8 protein-coding genes are annotated in these 19,307 nt (G+C 63.4%); all 8 read left to right on the forward strand.

What is annotated here, in order from left to right; genetic code table 11:
* Positions 1-64: 64 nt before the first annotated feature.
* Positions 65-3,346 (forward strand): AAA family ATPase, encoded by a 3,282-nt coding sequence (locus tag BZF61_RS16030; RefSeq protein WP_245804626.1) that lies wholly within the window; start codon positions 65-67, stop codon positions 3,344-3,346.
* A complete protein-coding gene (locus BZF61_RS12585) occupies positions 3,343-4,086 on the forward strand; it encodes a PGN_0703 family putative restriction endonuclease (RefSeq protein ID WP_143737042.1) in 744 nt (247 codons plus the stop codon). Before BZF61_RS16030 ends, BZF61_RS12585 begins: the two co-directional genes overlap by 4 nt.
* Positions 4,083-5,414: an McrC family protein gene (locus BZF61_RS12590; RefSeq protein ID WP_086619708.1), complete on the forward strand. Its 1,332-nt coding sequence runs from the start codon at positions 4,083-4,085 to the stop codon at positions 5,412-5,414. Before BZF61_RS12585 ends, BZF61_RS12590 begins: the two co-directional genes overlap by 4 nt.
* A gap of 9 nt (positions 5,415-5,423) precedes the next feature.
* Positions 5,424-6,404 (forward strand): helix-turn-helix transcriptional regulator, encoded by a 981-nt coding sequence (locus BZF61_RS12595; RefSeq protein WP_086619709.1) that lies wholly within the window; start codon positions 5,424-5,426, stop codon positions 6,402-6,404.
* 67 nt (positions 6,405-6,471) lie between these two features.
* Positions 6,472-11,580 (forward strand): DEAD/DEAH box helicase, encoded by a 5,109-nt coding sequence (locus BZF61_RS12600; RefSeq protein ID WP_086619711.1) that lies wholly within the window; start codon positions 6,472-6,474, stop codon positions 11,578-11,580.
* Positions 11,577-14,378 carry a DEAD/DEAH box helicase gene (locus BZF61_RS12605; protein ID WP_086619713.1) on the forward strand — a complete coding sequence of 934 codons (2,802 nt, stop codon included), beginning with the start codon at positions 11,577-11,579 and terminating at the stop codon, positions 14,376-14,378. Before BZF61_RS12600 ends, BZF61_RS12605 begins: the two co-directional genes overlap by 4 nt.
* A complete protein-coding gene (locus BZF61_RS12610; RefSeq protein ID WP_086619714.1) occupies positions 14,378-18,307 on the forward strand; it encodes an Eco57I restriction-modification methylase domain-containing protein in 3,930 nt (1,309 codons plus the stop codon). Before BZF61_RS12605 ends, BZF61_RS12610 begins: the two co-directional genes overlap by 1 nt.
* Positions 18,307-19,305 carry an ImmA/IrrE family metallo-endopeptidase gene (locus tag BZF61_RS12615; protein WP_086619715.1) on the forward strand — a complete coding sequence of 333 codons (999 nt, stop codon included), beginning with the start codon at positions 18,307-18,309 and terminating at the stop codon, positions 19,303-19,305. Before BZF61_RS12610 ends, BZF61_RS12615 begins: the two co-directional genes overlap by 1 nt.
* The last annotated feature ends 2 nt before the right edge of the window (positions 19,306-19,307 follow it).

Consider the following 19,307-nt stretch of genomic DNA (forward strand, 5'->3'; position numbering starts at 1 on the left):
ACCCATCACAGCGGGGCACCGGAGGCCAGCGGCACAAGCATCGGAAATTCGAAAAGGGGAAACAGTGAAAGAGGCGGAATTCAAGGCTTGGCTGGTCGCGCAAGGATATGCTCCGACGTCCATCGCCACATGGCTTTCCGACGGCCGCAAGGTCGATGGCGCTTATGGTCTCGATGAGCAATTTGATCGAGACGGCGGTGCATCGATGCTTGCGGAAATGGCCTATTCCAGGTCCGACGAAGCGGCAGGCGCGCCCAATCCGAGCGCTATTGATCTTGGCGCCTCTTTCTACTCCAACCTCGCCGCATGTCGCGCTGCAGCCAGAGCCTATTTCCGCTTCCGCGCCTCCGAAGCGCGACCGGAAGGCAGATTTGGCGAGCTCGAACGGGCGGCGGTTCTTGAGGCGGTGGCGGCTTGCGAAGATGTCGGTGATCCCGCACAATATGTCGCCGGTCTCGGGCTCGGGCTGCCTAGCAGATATTGGCTGGTTCTCGATGGCAAACGCTATCCCAGCAAGGCGATCGTGCGCGATGCCTTGGCGAGGCGAGACAGCGATTGGCTTCCCGGCGGTGGCGACTGCAAGATTGCGCTCGAAAGGCTTGGTTTCGTCGTCATCGACTGGCCCGAGCTGAAGCGAGCGCGCGACACATTCCTGCGCCAGATGCCGGACTTCACCGATTTTCGTGCGGCCTCAGGCGCATACTGGGATGTGGAGCGCAACTACAAGAACGGCCTGATCGCGCAGGCCCGAGAATTCGCCGCTCAGGCGGTTGAAGACCATGAAGCCGGTAAGCGCATCTTTCGCTCCCTAGCCACTGGCGGCCCGGGCATGCCGCTCAGTTGGCGCACACTTTCCAACCTGCAAGCAGTCGACCCCGCACTTCAGGAACGGTTTTATACGGTCGTGGGTGGATTGGCTCGAAGCGACGCTCGGCTCGAGGAAGCAATCCCGACAGCAGCGCGCGCGCTGGAACGCTTGCGCGACGAAGGTATCGCGGGCCTCACCCGAGGCGAAGTGCTTTCCATTTCAATCACCGTATGGGCAACCCTGCACCCCGATGAGGCGAGCTGGTTCAAGATTTCCAAAATCGGCGACATGGGCAGACGTCTGTTTGGTCGCAGGCTGTTTACACAGTCCAGTTTCAGCGAGGAGGACCTCGCCGAATGGCTGCAACTCATGCGAGCGTTGTTTGGGCTGCTCGACAAGGAATTCGGTTGGCACCCGCAGGACATGTTCGATGTGCAGGGTTTCATCTGGGTTGTCGGAAACCCGGATGCGCCCCGCGAACTCGATCCGGTGCCGGTGTGGATGGTCACCTCGCTGTGGGGACAAGAGGACGGCGTGCCGCGCTTTCTCGATCGAAGCGAATGGAGCCTGCTTACAGATACTGAGAGTGCCAACAACCGCCGTGTCCGTGAAATGCAGGTCGGCGATCGCATTTTCCTGAAGGACTTCGTTCCGCGTGCCCGCGATTTGCCTTTCGATGCCGGGAACGGGATCGTCACCGCGCTTCGCTTTCGCGCAGCAGGCACCATCACTGAGGTTAGTGAAGACGGACTTCGTGTCGGCGTCGATTGGCAAGTATGGGACGAACCGCGCACCTGGTTCTTCTACACTAATAACGATGCCGTATGGCGGCTGCGGGATCCTGGAGACAGCGTTTACGCTGACCAATTGCGGCGCTTCCTGCTCGACGGTGAACCGCAGGACTATGACTTGTTCTTGCAAGACCCCTTCTGGCGCGACCGCCTTTTCGGTGCCGCCGCAACCAATGAGGTGCCGACCGTGCAACCGACCAATCTCATCCTTTATGGGCCTCCGGGAACCGGCAAGACCTATCGGACGGCGCAGGAGGCCGTGCGGCTGTGCGGTGAAGCGGTGCCCGAGGATCGCGACGAGCTGATGCAGCGCTACGAGGAGCTATCCAAGGAAGGCCGCATCCGCTTCGTGACCTTCCACCAGAGTTTTTCCTACGAGGAATTCGTGGAGGGACTTCGTCCGGAAACGGCTCCAAGCGATGGGCAGGAAGGCCAAGCTGGGGGTTTTCGCCTTGAACCGCGACCCGGAATCTTCCGTGAGCTCTGCGCGGTGGCCGGCGAAGCTGCAAGGGGACCGGCTGAGCCTGTTGGGTCGTTCGACTTCACCGGCAGGAATTTCTGGAAGATGGGCCTCGGCCAGATCGGCGTCGAGGACAGCGTCTATGATGCCTGTATCGCTGGGGATTATGTCGCCCTCGGTTGGGGCGGCGATGTCGATTGGTCTGATGCCCGGTTCGCGAGCCTGGAAGCCATTCGAGAGGAATGGGCCAGTTCCCCCCGCGAGAATGAGCAGCCCAGCAATGTTACGCAGCTTCATCCGTTCAGGAATACGATGAAAGTGGGCGACATCGTCGTCGTCCCCTTCGGCAACAAGGCATTCCGTGCGGTCGGCGAGGTGGTCGGTGAGTATTACTTCGCCCAGGACGGTGACCCGACCTACTATCATCGGCGGCGGGTTCGCTGGTTGAAGGTGCTTGATGAAGCGCTCCCCCTCGACACCATCATCGAAGGCGACTTCATGCAGCGCACGTTCTACTCTATTGCGTCAGGCCGGGTGAACAAGGAGGCGCTGGCCAGACTGGTTCGCCCCGTCGAAAGCGAAGGGCAGCCGGCTCGCCCTTCAGGTGCTGCGCAGCAATTCGTCCTCATCATCGACGAGATCAATCGTGCCAACGTTTCGAAGGTTTTCGGCGAGCTGATCACGCTGATCGAGCCCGACAAGCGGCTCGGCATGCCCAATGCGCTCAAGGTGCGCCTGCCCTATTCCAAGCGGGAATTCGGCGTGCCAGCCAACCTCCACATCATCGGCACCATGAACACCGCCGACCGCTCGATTGCGCTGCTCGACACAGCATTGCGCCGCCGGTTCCGGTTCGAGGAAATGGCCCCCGATACCTCGGTGCCAGCATTCATCGAGGCCGAGGAATCCACCGGGCTGCCACTCTCCAAGGTGCTCGAAACGATGAACCGCCGGATCGAATACCTCGTCGACCGCGATCACCGGATCGGTCATGCCTTCTTTATCGGCTGCAAAACCAAGGCCGATGTCGACGCGGTCATGCACGACAAGGTCATCCCGCTGCTCCAGGAATACTTCTTCGACGACTGGAACCGGCTTGCCGCAGTTCTGGGCGAGCGGGATAGAGGCGGCAACTTCCTCGAGTGCGACACGATCGAGGATCCGATGGGCGAGGGCGGAGAACCGCTCGCAAGCTGGAAGGTCCGGCCCTATTTCGACGAAGGCGCCTATACGCGGCTGATCTCGGCGAGGCCCGTGCCGAACGACGACACGGACATCGCCGCTTGAGCGCGCCTCAGCCCCTTTTCCTGCCCGGCGTGCCGGAAGCGCTGATCCGCGAGGTCTACGATCACGCGGCCGGCAATGAGATCGCCAGCGGCAAGTTTGCCAGCCCGCAAAGCAGCGCGGCGCTGGCGGCCAATGGCTTCGGCTGGTTTCTGGAACGTCCCGGCGAGTGCCCGCTGTTTCCCGCGATCGCCGATCTGGCTGAGCCTGTGCGCAAGGTCGCCATCGAGCGCGAGTTGCGCTTCCCGTGGAGCGGGGGGCGCCATCCGTGGCTCGATGCGGTGTTGTGGACGGACACCCATGTGATCGGCGTCGAGTCCAAACGCTACGAGCCGTTCCGCGACACCAAGGTTGCAGAGCTGGCAGATGCCTATGATCGTGACGTCTGGGGCGAGGGCATGCAAGGCTGGTGCACCATGCGCGACTTGCTGCGCGCCGAACCCCGACGCTACAAGCATCTCGACGCCGCGCAGCTGGTGAAGCACGCGCTGGGCCTTGCGACCGAAAGCACCCGTTCGGACCTGTCGCCAGTGCTGGTCTATCTCTACGCCGAACCGATCGACGCCTGCCGCAACGCCGGTGTAGCCTTCCTCGCCCACCGCCGCGAGATCGAGGATTTTCATGGCATCGTCGCTGGCAACCGAGTGCGCTTCGCCGCGTGCTCTTGGCGCGGCTGGCTGGCCTGTTTCGAGAGGGATGCTGCCGATCATGCCCGCGCGCTGCGCAAGGTTTTCGCGCCGTGACCCACCTTACCGTCCACGAATGGGGTCATGTCCGGTTCGGCGAGCGCGGTCTGACCCGCGAGCATGCGCATGCGCTTCACGCCGCCGCCTGCGAGCACCCGCTGGCGCATGAGGATGCGACCAATATCCTCGTTCTCGGACGCGACCGGCTCATCGCCCGCCAGATGGTAGGTATGGTGTCGGCCAAAGGATGCAGTCTCGAGATCTTGCCCAAGGTCGATCCCGATGCAGGGAGAGAGGAGAATGACGAGACAGTGCGTAGCCGCCTCGTGCGGATGCTCGATGTGGCGCTCGGCCTCGATCTGGACATCGGCGCCGAGGCCGCGATTGCCCGGCAGAAGAACACCCTGCTGGAAATCCTGATCGATGCTTTCGCTACCCGCTTGCTGGCCGAGGTGCGGCGTGGCCTTCCGCGGGCCTATCGCCAGTGCGAGGAAGATCTGCCGGCCCTGCGCGGACGGCTCGATGTGACTCGCCAGTTTACCCGCAATGCCGTGCGGCCGGACCGGCTCGCCTGCCGCTTCGATCAGCTGGAGGCGGATACGCCGTTGATGCGGATCATGGCGGCGGCGACCGCCTTCCTCGCGCGTCACGCCCGCACGCTTGGCACCCGGCGCAAGCTTGATGAGCTGCGCCATGCCCTCGCTGACATTCCGCTGATGTCGGTCAGGCGCTTGCCCTGGCAAGCCGTGCGGATCGACCGCACCAACCGGCGCTGGGCGGCGCTGTTCCGGCTCGCTCGCTTGCTGCTCCAGCGCGACTGGCAGGCGACCCACCACGCCGCCAAGGCCCCCGAGGGACTGACGCTGCTGTTCCCGATGAATGACCTGTTCGAGAAATATATCGCGGTGCTTCTGCGCCGAGCACTGGTGGGCACCGGGATCGAGGTGATTGATCAGGGCGGTCACCGGGCCTGCCTCGGCGCCTTCACCGGAGAACATCTGGAGAATGGTGACGTCTTCCGCACCATGCCCGACATCATGCTGCGTCGCAGGGGTGAGATCGTCGCAATCATCGACACCAAGTGGAAAAAGCTGAGCTTTGACCCGCTCGACCGGAAACAGGGGGTGAGCCAGGCTGATGTCTATCAGCTTATGGCCTATGCCCGGCTCTATCGCACTGCCGAACTGATGCTGCTCTATCCCGGCAAGCCGGGGCAGGGCTGCGCGGAGCGTGCGCAGTTTGGCATCGCGGGTGGGCGCGAGCGCCTCAGGATCGCCACCGCGGACATTTCGCTGGACGAGCAGGTTCTGACCAAGGCGCTCAGGAGGTTGGTAACGGCCCCCTCAGTCACCGCGGCGGGACCATTAGCTCTGGTGGCAGGATAGCACGGCGCAATGGCACGCAACGCAAAACTCGACCGGCTGTTGACGCTGGTGAAGGCGCTGGGAGAGAGCGCCGAAGGGCTGACCCTCGACGAGATGGCCGAGGTGATCGGCGCGAACCGCCGCACGGCCGAGCGGCTGCGCGATCTGATCCTCGTCCATTTCGATCTCGAGGAAAGCATCGACGATCGGCAGAAGCGTTTCCGCATCCCCGGCGCGCTGCCTTCGCCGTTCACCCAGCCCAACGTGGCCGAGATCGCGGCGCTGCAATCAATCGCCGAGACCGCACGACGGACCGGCTCGGCGCAGGCCCCGTTGCTCGACAGTCTCGCCGGCAAGGTGCAGGCGAGCCTCAGGCGCGAGGTCAAGAGCCGGATGGCGCCCGATCTCGAACCGCTCGTCCGGCTCCAGCGCCACCACGTTCCCGCCGGCCCGATGATCGAACATGCGCCCGAGACCGTCGCGCAGGTGCAGGGCGCGATGATGGCGGGGATGTGCGTCGAGTTCGATTACCTTGCCGAAGGGGCGACGGAAGCGAAATGGCGGCGGGTCATCCCGCTCGGCCTGATCCACAGCGCGGCGAGCTATCTCATCGGCCAGATTCCGGGACGCGATCTCGAACCCGTGCCTTACCGCCTCGACCGGATGAGCGCCGCGCGGGTTAGCAACCAGCCGGGCGCGGCGGGCGACGATTGGGACCTCGATGCGTGGATGGGGGAAAGCTTCGGGATCTGGCGCGAGCAGGGCCATGAGATCGTCTTGCGGGTCGCCCGCGAAAGCGCAGAACGTGCCCGCCGATGGCGATTTCACCCCCGGCAGGTGATCGAGGAGGACGGCGAGGAACTGATCGTGCGCTTCCACTCGGGCGGCCTGCGCGAGATCGCCGAGCACCTGTTCACCTGGGGCGGAGAGGTGCGGATCGAGGCGCCCGAGGAACTGCGCGCGGTGATGCGCGAGCGGGTGAACCTGGTTGCACAATCTGTCGACAAGTAAGTGTCGGAATAGCCGATGCCTTTTGATTTAGCATGGCTATAGTGAAGAAATTGACTGAGGGGTCTCCATGAACGTTTTCGAGCTCGATGCCGATCTGATCGCTCGCTACGAAAAGTTTGCTCGATCGTTCACCTCGATCCGGGCGGATGATCTGCGCGAGCAGGTCGATGCGATCTACGCGAGTGGGAAGTTCTGGCCTGAGCCGCTGATCGGGCTCAACCCCGAGTTCAAGAAGGGGCGCTCGGTCACTGCACTCGTTAGCGAGGGCTTGGTCGATCCGGACCTACCCAAGGTTCTGGCACTCGGTTCTCCGCGCAAGTCCATCGACCTTCATCTTCACCAGGACGAAGCCCTGATGAAGGCCTTGCAGCACAAGAACTATATCGTCACGACGGGGACGGGCTCGGGTAAATCCTTGTGTTTCTTCGTCCCGATCATCAACCGCATCCTCGAGGCGCGGCGCGCGGGCGAACCGCGCCGCACCCGGGCAATTGTCATCTACCCGATGAACGCTCTGGCAAACTCCCAACGTGAGGAGCTGGAGAAGTTCATCGAGGGCTGCGGTCTTGACCCGTCGCTCAAGCCGACATTCGCCCGCTATACTGGTCAGGAGCAGGATAGCGAACGTCGCGCCGTCGCAGCAGACGCGCCGGACATCATCCTCACCAACTTCATGATGCTCGAGCTGCTGATGACAAGGCAGGACGAACTCGACCGCCAAGTCATCGAGAACATGCAGGGACTGGAGTTCCTCGTGCTCGATGAACTGCACACCTATCGAGGTCGGCAAGGTGCCGACGTCGCGATGTTGGTGCGCCGCGTGAGAGAGCGCATGGGCGCGAGCAATATGCTTTGCATCGGCACATCGGCCACGATGGCGTCAGGGGAAAGGGATGCCGGACGAAAAGCCGTGGCCGAGGTTGGCACGCTCCTTTTCGGTAGCCCGGTCGCGAGCGAAGATGTCGTCACAGAAAGCCTTGTGAGGCGGACCGAGGGCATGCCCTCCGAAAGTGTGCTGAGGGCTGCTGTTCTCGATCCTCCTCCGGCACCGGATTTCGAGAGTTTCGCGGCTGATCCGCTCGCCTGCTGGATCGAGATGAACATCGGTCTCGAAGGCGGCGAGGTGCTTAAGCGGCGAACACCGCGCACCCTGACGGAGGCGGCTGCCGATCTCGCTTCGGTTACTGGGCTTGAGCCGACGCAGTGCCACCATGCCTTGGCCGATCGTCTGATCGCCATGAGCGCATGCCGCAACGAACGCGATCAAGCATTCATGGCTTTCAAGCTGCACCGGTTTCTGTCGGGTGCCGGGACAGCGCAATCGACACTGGCAGCGGCGGGAGCTCGGCGGGTTTCGCTGGCTGGCGAGCTTTATGACCGTGAAGAGAGCACGGCACGTCTCTATCCCTTGTTCTTCTGCCGCGATTGTGGGCAGGAGGTTCACAGCGTTTCGATCGATGATTTCGGGAAGGTAATTGCTCGCCCGATCGATCTCAGTCCCCGGTCGGATACCTCCGGGACAGATCTTGAGCACGGCTTTTTGGTGCCCGATGCGTTAGGCGATCTCGATTTCGCTGGCTCTATCGAGGACTATCCAGCTTCCTGGTTGGAGACGACCCCCGCCGGGCAGCAGCGCCTTAAGGGTAGTCACCGCGGCAAGCACGAAGGACGCATGATGCGTCTTAGCCCGAAGGGTGAGCATGACCCTGATGGTCTGTTGTGCTGGTTCTTCCCCGGTCCTTACCGGTTCTGCCCGCGCTGCAAGCACGAACCTGCACCGCAAGCCCGCGACATAAACAAGCTCGCCGGGCTTTCGGCCGAAGGGCGCAGCTCGGCGACCACCCTGATCACTACGGCGGCGCTCGACTGGATGGACCGCGCGGGCGAGCCTGATGACAAGCACCGGCGCAAGCTGCTTGGCTTTACCGACAATAGGCAGGATGCAGCGCTGCAGTCCGGGCACTTCAACGATTTCATCTTCGTCACCTTGCTGCGCGGGGCAATGCTGCAGGCGGTGCGTTCGGCGGGAAGCGACGGGCTTACCCATGAAGAGTTCGGCAACGCCTTGCGCAAGGCGCTCGGGTTCGATCCCGAGCTTCGCGAACGCCGCAAGGAATGGATGCTCGACCCCGATCCGGTTAGTTTCTCGGCACTCGACGAAGCCAAGAAAGCGATCAACCGGGTGCTGGCTCATCGGCTTTGGAACGACCTGCGCCGTGGCTGGCGCTACACCAATCCCAATCTCGACCAATTGGCGCTGATCAAGGTCGAATATCCCGGCATCGCGATGCTGGCGTCCGATCAGGAGACCTGCTCAGGGCGGCACCGGGAGCGCATGAGCGAAAGCGAGGAGCGGGGTTTCAGGATCCTAGCGAACATCACGCCGGCCACGCGGCAGGAGATATTTGGCTTCCTGTTCGACCACATGCGGCAAGGCCTTGCGATCGCAGCCGATGCGCTCGACCAGACCGAGCTTGAGGCAATCGGGGCAAAGTCGCGGCAGTTCTTGAAGGACCCTTGGGCGATCTCGCTGGAAGAGGAACACCACGATCTCAACACGCAGGCCGCCTTGGTCGTGGGCACGCAGGGGGGCAAATACGACAGGATCATCCGGGTTTCCGGCCGTGGGGGGCTCGCAAGGAAGATCGCCGCGAAGTTCGGAGAACTGCCGCTCGCCGACCGCGAACCGCTGATCGAGGCGATGCTGCGCGCCGCGGCGCGGCATCAGATGGTGCGGGAGTTTGCCGCGGGACCGATGCTGGGCTGGAAGCTCGCGCCCGGCGCTCTGCGCCTTGTCCCCGGCGACAGCGACGCCAAGCCGAGCCAGAGCAACCAATTCTTCGCCGAGCTCTACTCCGATGTGGCGGCCCGGCTGGCGTCTCCCGGCACCATGCCGCTCGCCTTCGAAGCGCGTGAGCATACCGCACAGGTCGACGCGCTGGTCCGGGAACTGCGCGAATGCCGCTTCCGCTACGGGGAGAGCGACAAGGGACGCATCATCGAGATGGCCGGCGAGGCCAAGGTCGCCGCCGAGAAACGGGATTTCCTGCCGCTGCTCTACTGCTCGCCGACGATGGAGCTGGGCGTCGACATTTCCCAGCTCAACGTCGTCTATCTCCGCAACGCCCCGCCGACGCCAGCCAACTACGCCCAGCGGGCGGGGCGAGCGGGGCGCAGTGGGCAGGCGGCGCTGGTGGTGACCTACTGCGCGGCGCAGAGCCCCCATGATCAATACTACTTTGAGCGGACCCGCGATCTGGTGGCCGGGATCGTCAGGCCCCCGGCCATCGATCTCGTCAACGAAGACCTTCTGGCGTCACACGTGCATGCAGAATGGCTTGCGGCGGCCGAGCAAGGGCTTGGCAAGTCGATACCCGACAATCTCGATATGGACGATGCCGCGCTTCCCGTGGCGAATCGCCTCCTTCCAGCTTTCGAGAAGGCGACGTCGGATGCCGTCGCCATGGAGCGGGCAGTCAGGATTGTTGCTTCTGCGGTTCCGGACGGCCACCCAGCGATAGGTTCGCCGGCCGACTTCGTGGCTACCCGGTGGGCGAAGGCCGCAGCCTCGATGCAACGCGCCTTCGATCGGTGGCGCTCGCTCTATCGTTCGGCGGACGAGGAGCGTAGATTGGCCGCCGCGATTGAAGGCCGTCCCGGGATTTCGGCGCAGGAGCGCAGAGATGCGCGTGCTCGCTACATCGCGGCCAGTAAGCAGATGGAGTTGCTCGAGCAGGGTGTCTCGTCGGCAAGTTCCGATTTCTACACCTACCGCTATCTGGCGACCGAGGGCTTCCTTCCTGGCTACAACTTCCCACGCCTGCCGCTTTACGCTTTCGTGGATGGCGACCGGGGTTCGGCGGTATTGCAACGTCCGCGCTTCCTTGCGATTGCCGAGTTCGGCCCCAACAGTCTCGTCTATCACGAAGGCAAGGCCTATCGCTGCAATCGTGCCAAGCTGCCGGCAGGGACACGGGACAGCGACAATATGTTGGTTACCAGCGCGGTGCGCTGCTGCAACGAATGCGGCGCAGCGCACAGCAGCGAAACTGCCGAGCGCTGCGTCGTATGCGATGCGGCGCTCACCGAGGACGGACGGCTGTCCAAGCTCTATCGTATCGAGAATGTCGATGCCGTGCCGGGAGCAAGGATCACTGCCAACGACGAGGATCGTCAACGCCGTGGCTTCGAACTGCGCACGATCTTCGAATGGGATACGGCGCGTCAGGATAGCCTCCATCTGAAGAGCGCAGACGGACCGTTGGCCGTCCTGCGATATGGCCCGCAGACCAGATTGTCGCGGGCGAACCTGGGGCTGCGGCGGCGTGCCGAAAAGCAGAGCATCGGCTTCGACATCGACACCATTTCGGGTCGATGGTTGAAAAATGAGGCCCAGGGCGATGATGAAGGCGAGGACCCAAAAGGCGCACGGCGACAGTCGATTGTGCCGGTCGTCGAGGATACCAAGAATGCGCTGCTTCTTAAGTTCGCCTCGCAGATCGAACTCGACCAGGAGCAGATGGCGACGCTTCAGCATGCACTGGTGCGCGCCATCGAGGCAGAGCACGTCCTCGAAGCCGGAGAATTGCTGGGCGAGCCCCTGCCGACCCGGGACAATCGCAAGGCTATCCTCTTCTATGAGGCGTCCGAGGGCGGGGCGGGGGTGCTCAAGCGCTTGATGGGCGGCCCTGACCGTTGGCGGCGTCTCGCAGAGGTTGCGCTCGACATGATGCACTACCGGATCGTTGACGACGGCGTCGAAGTCAAGGACGATGCCTGCGTTGCGGGGTGCTACCGGTGCGTTCTGTCCTATTACAATCAACCTGACCATGAGTTGATCGATCGCCGCGATGAGGGCGTTATCGATGTGCTCTTGAGAATGGCAAACTCCGAACGTGACCGACCGGCGACCGAACCAGCTTCCGGCAAGGATGTGCGAGCGTGGCTCGCCGCTTTCGAGCAATGGGAATGGCCGATGCCATCGGCTGAAACCATCGGCACCACCACCTACCCACTGGTCTGGCCGGGCATGATGGTCATGGCGGTTACTGAACCGCCAAGCGAGGAGTTGAAGATGCGCTGCGCTGACCTCGGGCGAGAGATAATTCTAATTCCCACCGAGCCAAGCACCTCTCCGCCACACGATCTTGCTGCTGCCCTTGGAGTTCAATCATGACAATGGCGTCCATCGCGCCCGCACAGCTTCAGATTGGAGATCTCGTCCATGCACGCGGACGGGAATGGATCGTGCTGGGCAAGCCTTCGGACGGGCTGTTGCGCGTGCGTCCGCTTTCCGGTTCGGAAGACGATGCAATCGTCATCGCGCCCAAGCTCGAACGCCAGCCAGTGCGCGAAGCCAGCTTTGTCCCGCCGACAGCCGAACAACTCGATACCCAGAACGCGGCGCAGCTTTTGACCGACGCGCTCCGGCTTTCCCTGCGACGGGGAGCAGGCCCGTTTCGCAGTGCAGCCCATCTCGGGGTCGAGCCGCGCGCCTACCAGTTGGTGCCGCTGCTGATGGCCATGCGGCTCGAGGTGAAGCGGATGCTGATCGCCGATGATGTCGGCATCGGGAAGACGATTGAAGCGGGGATGATCCTGCGCGAGATGCTCGATCGCGGCGAGATCGATAGCTTCACCGTCTTGTGTCCTCCCCATCTTGTCGACCAATGGGTCGGCGAGTTTGCCGAGAAGTTCGACATAGATGCGGTCGCGGTCACCTCGGCCCGCGCGCGTTCGTTGGAGCAGGGAATTGCTCTGGGCGACACGATCTTCGGGGTTCATCCGTTTACGGTTGTAAGTCTCGATTACATCAAGGCCGATAGCCGCCGCGAAGGCTTCGCTCAGGCGTGCCCTGATTTCGTCATTGTCGATGAGGCGCATAGCTGCGTCGGGGGGAGTGAGAAGGGCACACAGCAGCGCTTTGCGCTCTTGCAGCGTCTCGTAGAGGATGCGGACAGACATATGCTGCTCCTCACTGCGACGCCTCACAGCGGCAATCAGGATGCCTATGCGCGGCTTCTCAGCCTGCTGCATCCTGATCTTGCAGGTTCGCCCGATAGCCTCGATGCGAACGCGCTGGAGCGCTACCGGCGGCGATTGGCACAGCACTTCGTTCAGCGCCGCAGACCCGACATTGCGGGCCAATGGGGCGAGGGCGGGGCTTTTGCAGTGCCGATGAAAGCTGATGTCCCCTATACTCTCACCGGCGACTTCCATACCTTTCAAGAGGATGTGCTGGAGTATTGCCTCGGCGTGGCGACCCGTGCCGATGGCGCACAAGCACGCCGGCTGGCGTTCTGGGGAACGCTCGCTTTGATGCGCTGCGTCGGTTCCTCCCCCGCTGCAGCGCTCAGCGCTCTGCGTAATCGTCTCGGCGGGATGGCCGAGGAGGCTCTGCTTGAGCCCGTGCTGTTCGATGCTGACGACGATGAATTCCCCGACACGGATATCGAACCTGCGACCGCTGCCGACAGCGAGGAAATTGTCGAGTTGCACAAGCTTATCGCCCAGGCTGAGAACCTTGCGTCACGCTTTGCCGATGATCCCAAATTTCGGGAGCTGGCGGCGCAGGTCAAAGACCTGACCGGCACCAAGAAGGCGCGCCCCGTCATCTTTTGCCGTTTCATCGCCACAGCCGAAGCCGTTGGTGAAGCGCTTCGGACTAAGTTCAAGTCGCACACTGTGGAGGTTGTCACGGGCCGCCTGACGCCGGAGGAGCGCCGCGAACGGGTCGAAGCGATGATTGATCACCCGGATCGCATCCTTGTTGCGACCGATTGCCTGTCGGAAGGTATCAACCTTCAATCCCTGTTCAACGCGGTGATCCACTACGACCTTAACTGGAACCCGACCCGCCACCAGCAGCGCGATGGCCGCGTTGATCGCTTCGGGCAGCAAGCCGAGCATGTCTGGTCGGTCATGATGTTCGGGGCGAACTCGATCATCGATGGCGCGGTGATCAAGGTCATCACCGAGAAGATGAAGCGCATTCAGAAGGAGACCGGCGTGGTCGTGCCGGTGCCGGAAGATTCCTCCAGCGTCTCAAATGCGCTGATGCAGGCCATGCTGCTTCATTCGAGCAAGCCGCGTGCCCAGGGCATGTTCGACTTTGGCGATGCCGACGCGAAGCTCGAGACCGAGTGGCGCAATGCGGAGGAAAACGCCAAGCGAAGCCAAACCCGCTACGCGCAGACGGCATTGAAGCCCGACGAAGTCCTGCCTGAATGGCACAAGCTGCGCGATCTGCTCGGTGGGCCAGAAGAGGTCGAACGCTTCACCCGCCGCGCCCTTGCCCGCATCGACACGCCCCTTGGACAGCACGGCCAGCAATGGCGCGTTCGCTATGACGAGCTGCCGCAGCAGCTCCGTGAAAAGCTCGCCGCCCGCAATCTGACCGGCACCCGAACAATCGGCTTCGGCGACAAGCTGCCGCCGGATGTCGCGCAGGTCGGTCGCACCCATCCCCTTGTCGCAACCCTTGCGGAGACCATGGCGGAAGGCGCGCTCGATCCCGGTGGCGTAGAGGGCAAAGCTACGCTCGGACGCGCGGGCGTCTGGATGACCCGCGCCGTAGACAAGCTGACAACGCTGCTGGTGCTGCGCCTGCGCTTCAAGCTCGTCACCAGTGGTCGTCGCACCCTTCTCGCGGAAGAAGCCACCGGCCTCGCATTCGCGCCCAACACCAACGATCCTTTCGCCGCTGGAGCCGAGGCGCTCGCCCTGCTGGAGCATGAGGCGACGCGAAGCATCGAGCCGCCCGCCAACAGGCGCCAAGTTGAAAATGCGCTCGGACGTTTGGCCGATTACCAGCCCGCGATCGCGGCATACGCGGCCGATCGTGCCGCTGCTCTCTCGCACGATCACGAACGCGTGAAGGCGGCGACGAGAGGCGAGGGCGTGACGACAACCGTCGACGCGGTTCTCCCCGCCGACGTCATCGGCCTCTACGTCCTCGTGCCGGAGGCCAACTGATGCCCCGCCGCTCTTCCTCCACCGAACTCGGCCTCGTCGCGCTCACCATCGAAGGTGGGCTGATCGCGCCCGAACAGGTGCAGAAGGTCATCGCCGCCGATCGCACGGCCAAGACCGCCGACAGCTACGGCTGCCCCAAGGGCACCAGCCTCGGCGACGAGATCGCGCGCTTCTTCCGCATCGGTCAGGCGATCTGGCGCGACTATGATCAGGCCGACGCTAAGACCATCGCCCGCACCGCCGCCTTCGCCCGCGATCTGCTGACCCAGTGCCTCGGCTTCACCGACCTTCAAGGCCCGGTCGAACATCACGAAGGCACCCGCCGCTACCGCATCGCCTGGGAAGCCAAGGGCGGGCGCGTTCCCGTCGTCGCCGCCGCGCCCTTCGAGGGCAGCGACGCCTTCGCCAAGTCCCAGCCCGAATTCGGCGACGGCGAGGGCGGACGCGCGCGCCGCTCACCCATGGCCCTGCTGCAAGACTGGCTCAATGCTGCCGAACCCGCGCTCTGGGGCCTCGTCTTCGCCGGCGACCGTGTGCGGATCATGCGCGACAATGCCAGCCTCACCCGCCCGGCATGGATCGAGGCCGATCTCGGCGCGATGTTCCGCGACGAGATGTTCGCGGACTTCACCGCCTTCTGGCTCCTCGCCCACGCCACCCGCTTCGGCGCGCAGGACGCAGCGCCCTCCGACTGCCCGCTCGAACAGTGGCGCGAGGCCGGGCTCAAGCAGGGCGTCGAAGCGCGCAAGGACCTCTACGCCAACGTCGCCACCGCGCTGGAGGAATTGGGGCAGGGCATCGTCACCGCCAACCCCGATCTGCGCGACCAGATCGCTACCGGCGCGCTCCCCATGCAGGCGCTGTTCGAGGAACTGCTGCGCACCGTCTACCGCCTCATCTTCCTCGCCGTCGCCGAGGATCGCGACCTCCTCCACCCCCGCCGCACCCCGCGTGAAGCGCGCCAGCTCTACGCTCAGGGCTACAGCTTCACCTTCTGGCGCGAACGCAGCCGGCGGAGGGTGGCGCGTGACAGCCACCATGATGCATGGGAGGCGATGAAGGTCACGCTCGCCTCCCTCGAACATGGCGAGGAGATGCTCGGCCTGCCCGCATTGGGCGGCCTGTTCTCCCAATCCTCCACCCCCCACCTCAACGCCGCCACCATCCCCAACCGCGCCTTCCTCGCCGCGCTGTTCTGCCTCGGCTTCATCCGCAAGGACGGGATAACCCACCGCATCAACTGGCGCGATCTCAAGACCGAGGAACTGGGCTCCGTCTACGAAGGCCTCCTCGAAATCCGCCCCAGCCTGACGCCCGCAGGCGAGTTCCAGCTCGGCAGCGGCGCCAAGGGCAACGACCGCAAGACCTCAGGCTCCTACTACACCCCCGACAGCCTCGTCGAATGCCTGCTCGACAGCGCCCTCAACCCGGTGCTCGAACGCGCCGAGGCCTCCGGCGCCACGCCCGAGGAGAAGGTCGCCGCCATCCTCGATCTCAAGGTCATCGACCCGGCCTGCGGATCGGGCCACTTCCTGCTCGGCGCCGCCCGCCGCATGGCCGACCGGGTCGCACGCCTGCGCAACGAGGACGCCGGCAAGGAGGAAACCCAGGCCGCCTTGCGCGATGTCGTCTCGCGCTGCATCCACGGGGTCGATCGCAACCCGATGGCGGTGGAACTGGCCAAGGTCGCGCTGTGGATCGAAAGCGTCTCGCCCGGCCAGCCTTTGGGCTTTCTTGATGCCAACATCCGCTGCGGCGACGCGCTGCTCGGCGTGTTTGACCTCGCCGTGCTCGAAGAGGGCATCCCGGAAGAGGCCTACAAGCCGCTCACCGGCGACAGCAAGGAGGCGGCCAAATACTACAAGGCCAAGAACAAGACGGAGCAGAAGGGGCAGGGCAGCTTCGATTTCGAACGCGGCACCGGCGTCATGCCCCCGCGCAAGCTGGCCGCGAACCTTTCGACCATCAAGCGGATGCCGGAAGACACCGTCAGCCAGGTCGAGAAGAAGCGCGAGGCGTTCGAGGCGTGGCGCAACGATCCGGCGCGCTATGCCACGCGGGTCGCCTGCGATCTCTACATCGCCGCCTTCCTGCTGCCCAAGACCGAGGTGCCGCTGAATTACCAGCGCGCTCTGGTGCCCAGCAGCGAGGACGTGTGGAAGAAGCTGGGTGGCGGGCAGGTTTTCGGCCCGCTTGAAGGTGCGGCGGTCGAGGCGGCAGGCGCGGCGCGCGCCTTTCACTGGCCGCTCGCCTTTCCTGATATCATGGTCGGGAGAGGCGGCTTCGACGTGGTGCTCGGCAATCCGCCGTGGGAGGTCGTGCAGCTTGGCGAGGAGGAGTATTTCCAATCCCGCGCGCCAGAAATTGCTGAGCTGAAGGGCGCCACCCGCAAGAAGGCTATCGCCGCGCTTGAACAGGAGCGTCCCGAGCTTTTCGCCGGGTTCGCCCGCGACAAGCGAATGTTCGAAGCGATCAACGAGTTTGCCCGAGCGGGAGGGCGCTTCGATTTGACCGCTAGGGGTAAGGTCAATACTTACGGCCTGTTCGCCGAGCACTTTCTGAACCTGACCCGCGAGGGCGGCGGGGCGGGGCTGATCGTGCCGACCGGCATCGCCACCGACGCCACCACCGCGCCCTTTTTCGGCCATCTGGTCAGCAGCCAGCGGCTCGCCGGACTGATCGATTTTGAGAACAGCGCACCGCTGTTCGAGGGTGTCCATCGCAGCTTCAAGTTTAGCCTGCTCACCATCGGCAGCGGGGTGGCCGAGGCAGAGTTTTCCTTCTTCCTCACCGATCCCGCGCAGCTCGAACAGGCCGAGCGGCGCTTCACCCTCTCGCCCGCCCAGATTGCGCGGATCAACCCCAACACCAAAACCGCGCCAGTGTTCCGCGCCCGCCGCGATGCGGAACTGACTGCCGCCATCTATGATCGCGTGCCGGTGCTGATTGACGAGAACAATGGTCCAGAGGGCAATCCATGGGGCGTGGAGTTCAGGCAAGGCTTGTTCAACATGACGAGCGACAGCGGCCTGTTTCGCACCGCCAAGCAGCTTGAGGAGGAAGGCTTCACCCGCGACGGCACGGACTGGGTCAACGAGACAGGCGCCCGTTATGTCCCGCTCTACGAGGCCAAGATGATCCATCAGTTCGATCATCGCTGGGCGACCTACGTCGGCGAGGCTAGCCGCGACCTTACGTTCGACGAGAAGCAAAATACTGGGACGGAGGCGATTCCGCGTTATTGGGTGCCGAAATCCGAAGTGGACAGTCGCCTCGCCGCTAAGGGGTGGAGCCATCTCTGGGCATTCGTTTACCGCCGTCTCGCTACCACGACTAATGAGAGGTCCGGCATCGGTATCTGTATGCCTCGCGGGGGCTATGGCGACAGCATTTTCATCCCAAGTATGGCTCGCTTCGATGCAAATTATCATGCAGCGTTCCAAGCCAACTTCAGTGCGCTGACCTTCGATTACGTCCTTCGCAATAAGCTGGGCGGACTCAATCTTGGCCTATTTGCTCTCGCGCAATTGGCAATCCTCCCCCCCAGCGCCTACGATGAAGCCGCGCTCGCCTTCATCGTCCCGCGCGTGCTGGAGCTCACATACACCAGCCACTCCATGGCCCCCTTCGCCCGCGACCTCGGCTATGAAGGCCCGCCTTTCGTGTGGGACGAAGACCGCCGCGCACACCTGCGCGCTGAGCTCGACGCCTGGTATGCCCTCGCCTACGGCCTCACCCGCGACGAGCTGCGCTATGTCCTCGATCCCAAGGACGTGATGGGCCAAGACTACCCCAGCGAAACCTTCCGCGTCCTCCAGAAGAACGAAATCGCCCGCCACGGCGAATACCGCACCCGCCGCCTCGTCCTCGCCGCCTACGACGAACTGATGGCCCAAGGCATGCGGCCACGCACGGAGGGGTATCGGTGATGCTCGACGGCTTCTGGCGCTGGCTGGGAGATCGTATCGACAATGCGCGGCCCGCATCGGTGCTGCCGGTCGATCCGCCGCAGGTGCAAGAACAGGTCGAAACACCAGCTGAAGTCGAGGATGATCTGCGCCGGCTCATGGGAACCGCGCTGACCACGCCGACGCCCGAGGCGGTGATGAGCTTCATCGATTTCACCTCGAAGATGAAGCGGCTCGGCCCCTACAACATGATGATGGTCTACACCCAGCGGCCGGGTGCAAAAGCGGTCGCCTCGCGGAAGGAGTGGGAAGCCGTCGGACAAACGGTTCGGGGCGACGCCATTCCGATCCTGATACTGAAGCCGAAGGGGCCTATCGCGCAGGTCTTCGAGCTGGCGGATACCGAACCCGCGCGGGAACGTGATCCACGGGTCGATCCACTGGCTACGACTGGAGCATTCGATCCACGCCGTCTCACTCGTTTGATTGGCCAGCTTCGCCAACCGAACAAGCGCAAGCTGACCGTCGATGTGAGGTTGAGAGACTTCGGCACCAATCTGGCCGGACGGATCCATCGTTTTGGAATAATGGGAGACCAGAATGGTGGCGACGTCGAGGCGGCAGATGCTCACGCTTCCATCGAACCGGTAGCGCCATCATTCTATGCGATATCGCTCAATCGTCGCCTGACCCCGGCGGAGCAATTCACCACCTTGCTGCATGAGTTGGGACACCTGTTCTGCGGCCACCTTGGCGCCTTCGATGCGGATAACCCCGAAGCTGATGAGTATGGCTGGCCCGATCGCAGAAGCCTGCCGCATGCCGCCAAGGAGATAGAGGCAGAGCTGGTCGCCTGGCATATCGCCGAGCGCGAAAATTTGGTTGTCGGCTCTCCGATCTATCTGAAATCATACATGGAAAACGCGCCCGAAGCCGTGAAGCAGGTTGATCTCGACCGCGTCGTGCGATCTATTGCGCGGGTGAGGGCATATCTCGGCGATCCGCCGATAAAGGGGTAGGG

Source organism: Erythrobacter tepidarius (assembly GCF_002155695.1).
GTDB lineage: Bacteria > Pseudomonadota > Alphaproteobacteria > Sphingomonadales > Sphingomonadaceae > Erythrobacter > Erythrobacter tepidarius.

Bases quoted from the DNA above. Each gene is read 5' to 3' on its own strand.
- BZF61_RS12595 (WP_086619709.1), top strand. From the start codon at position 5,424: ATGGCACGCAACGCAAAACTCGACCGGCTGTTGACGCTGGTGAAGGCG.
- BZF61_RS12600 (WP_086619711.1), top strand. From the start codon at position 6,472: ATGAACGTTTTCGAGCTCGATGCCGATCTGATCGCTCGCTACGAAAAG.
- BZF61_RS12605 (WP_086619713.1), top strand. From the start codon at position 11,577: ATGACAATGGCGTCCATCGCGCCCGCACAGCTTCAGATTGGAGATCTC.
- BZF61_RS12610 (WP_086619714.1), top strand. From the start codon at position 14,378: ATGCCCCGCCGCTCTTCCTCCACCGAACTCGGCCTCGTCGCGCTCACC.
- BZF61_RS12615 (WP_086619715.1), top strand. From the start codon at position 18,307: ATGCTCGACGGCTTCTGGCGCTGGCTGGGAGATCGTATCGACAATGCG.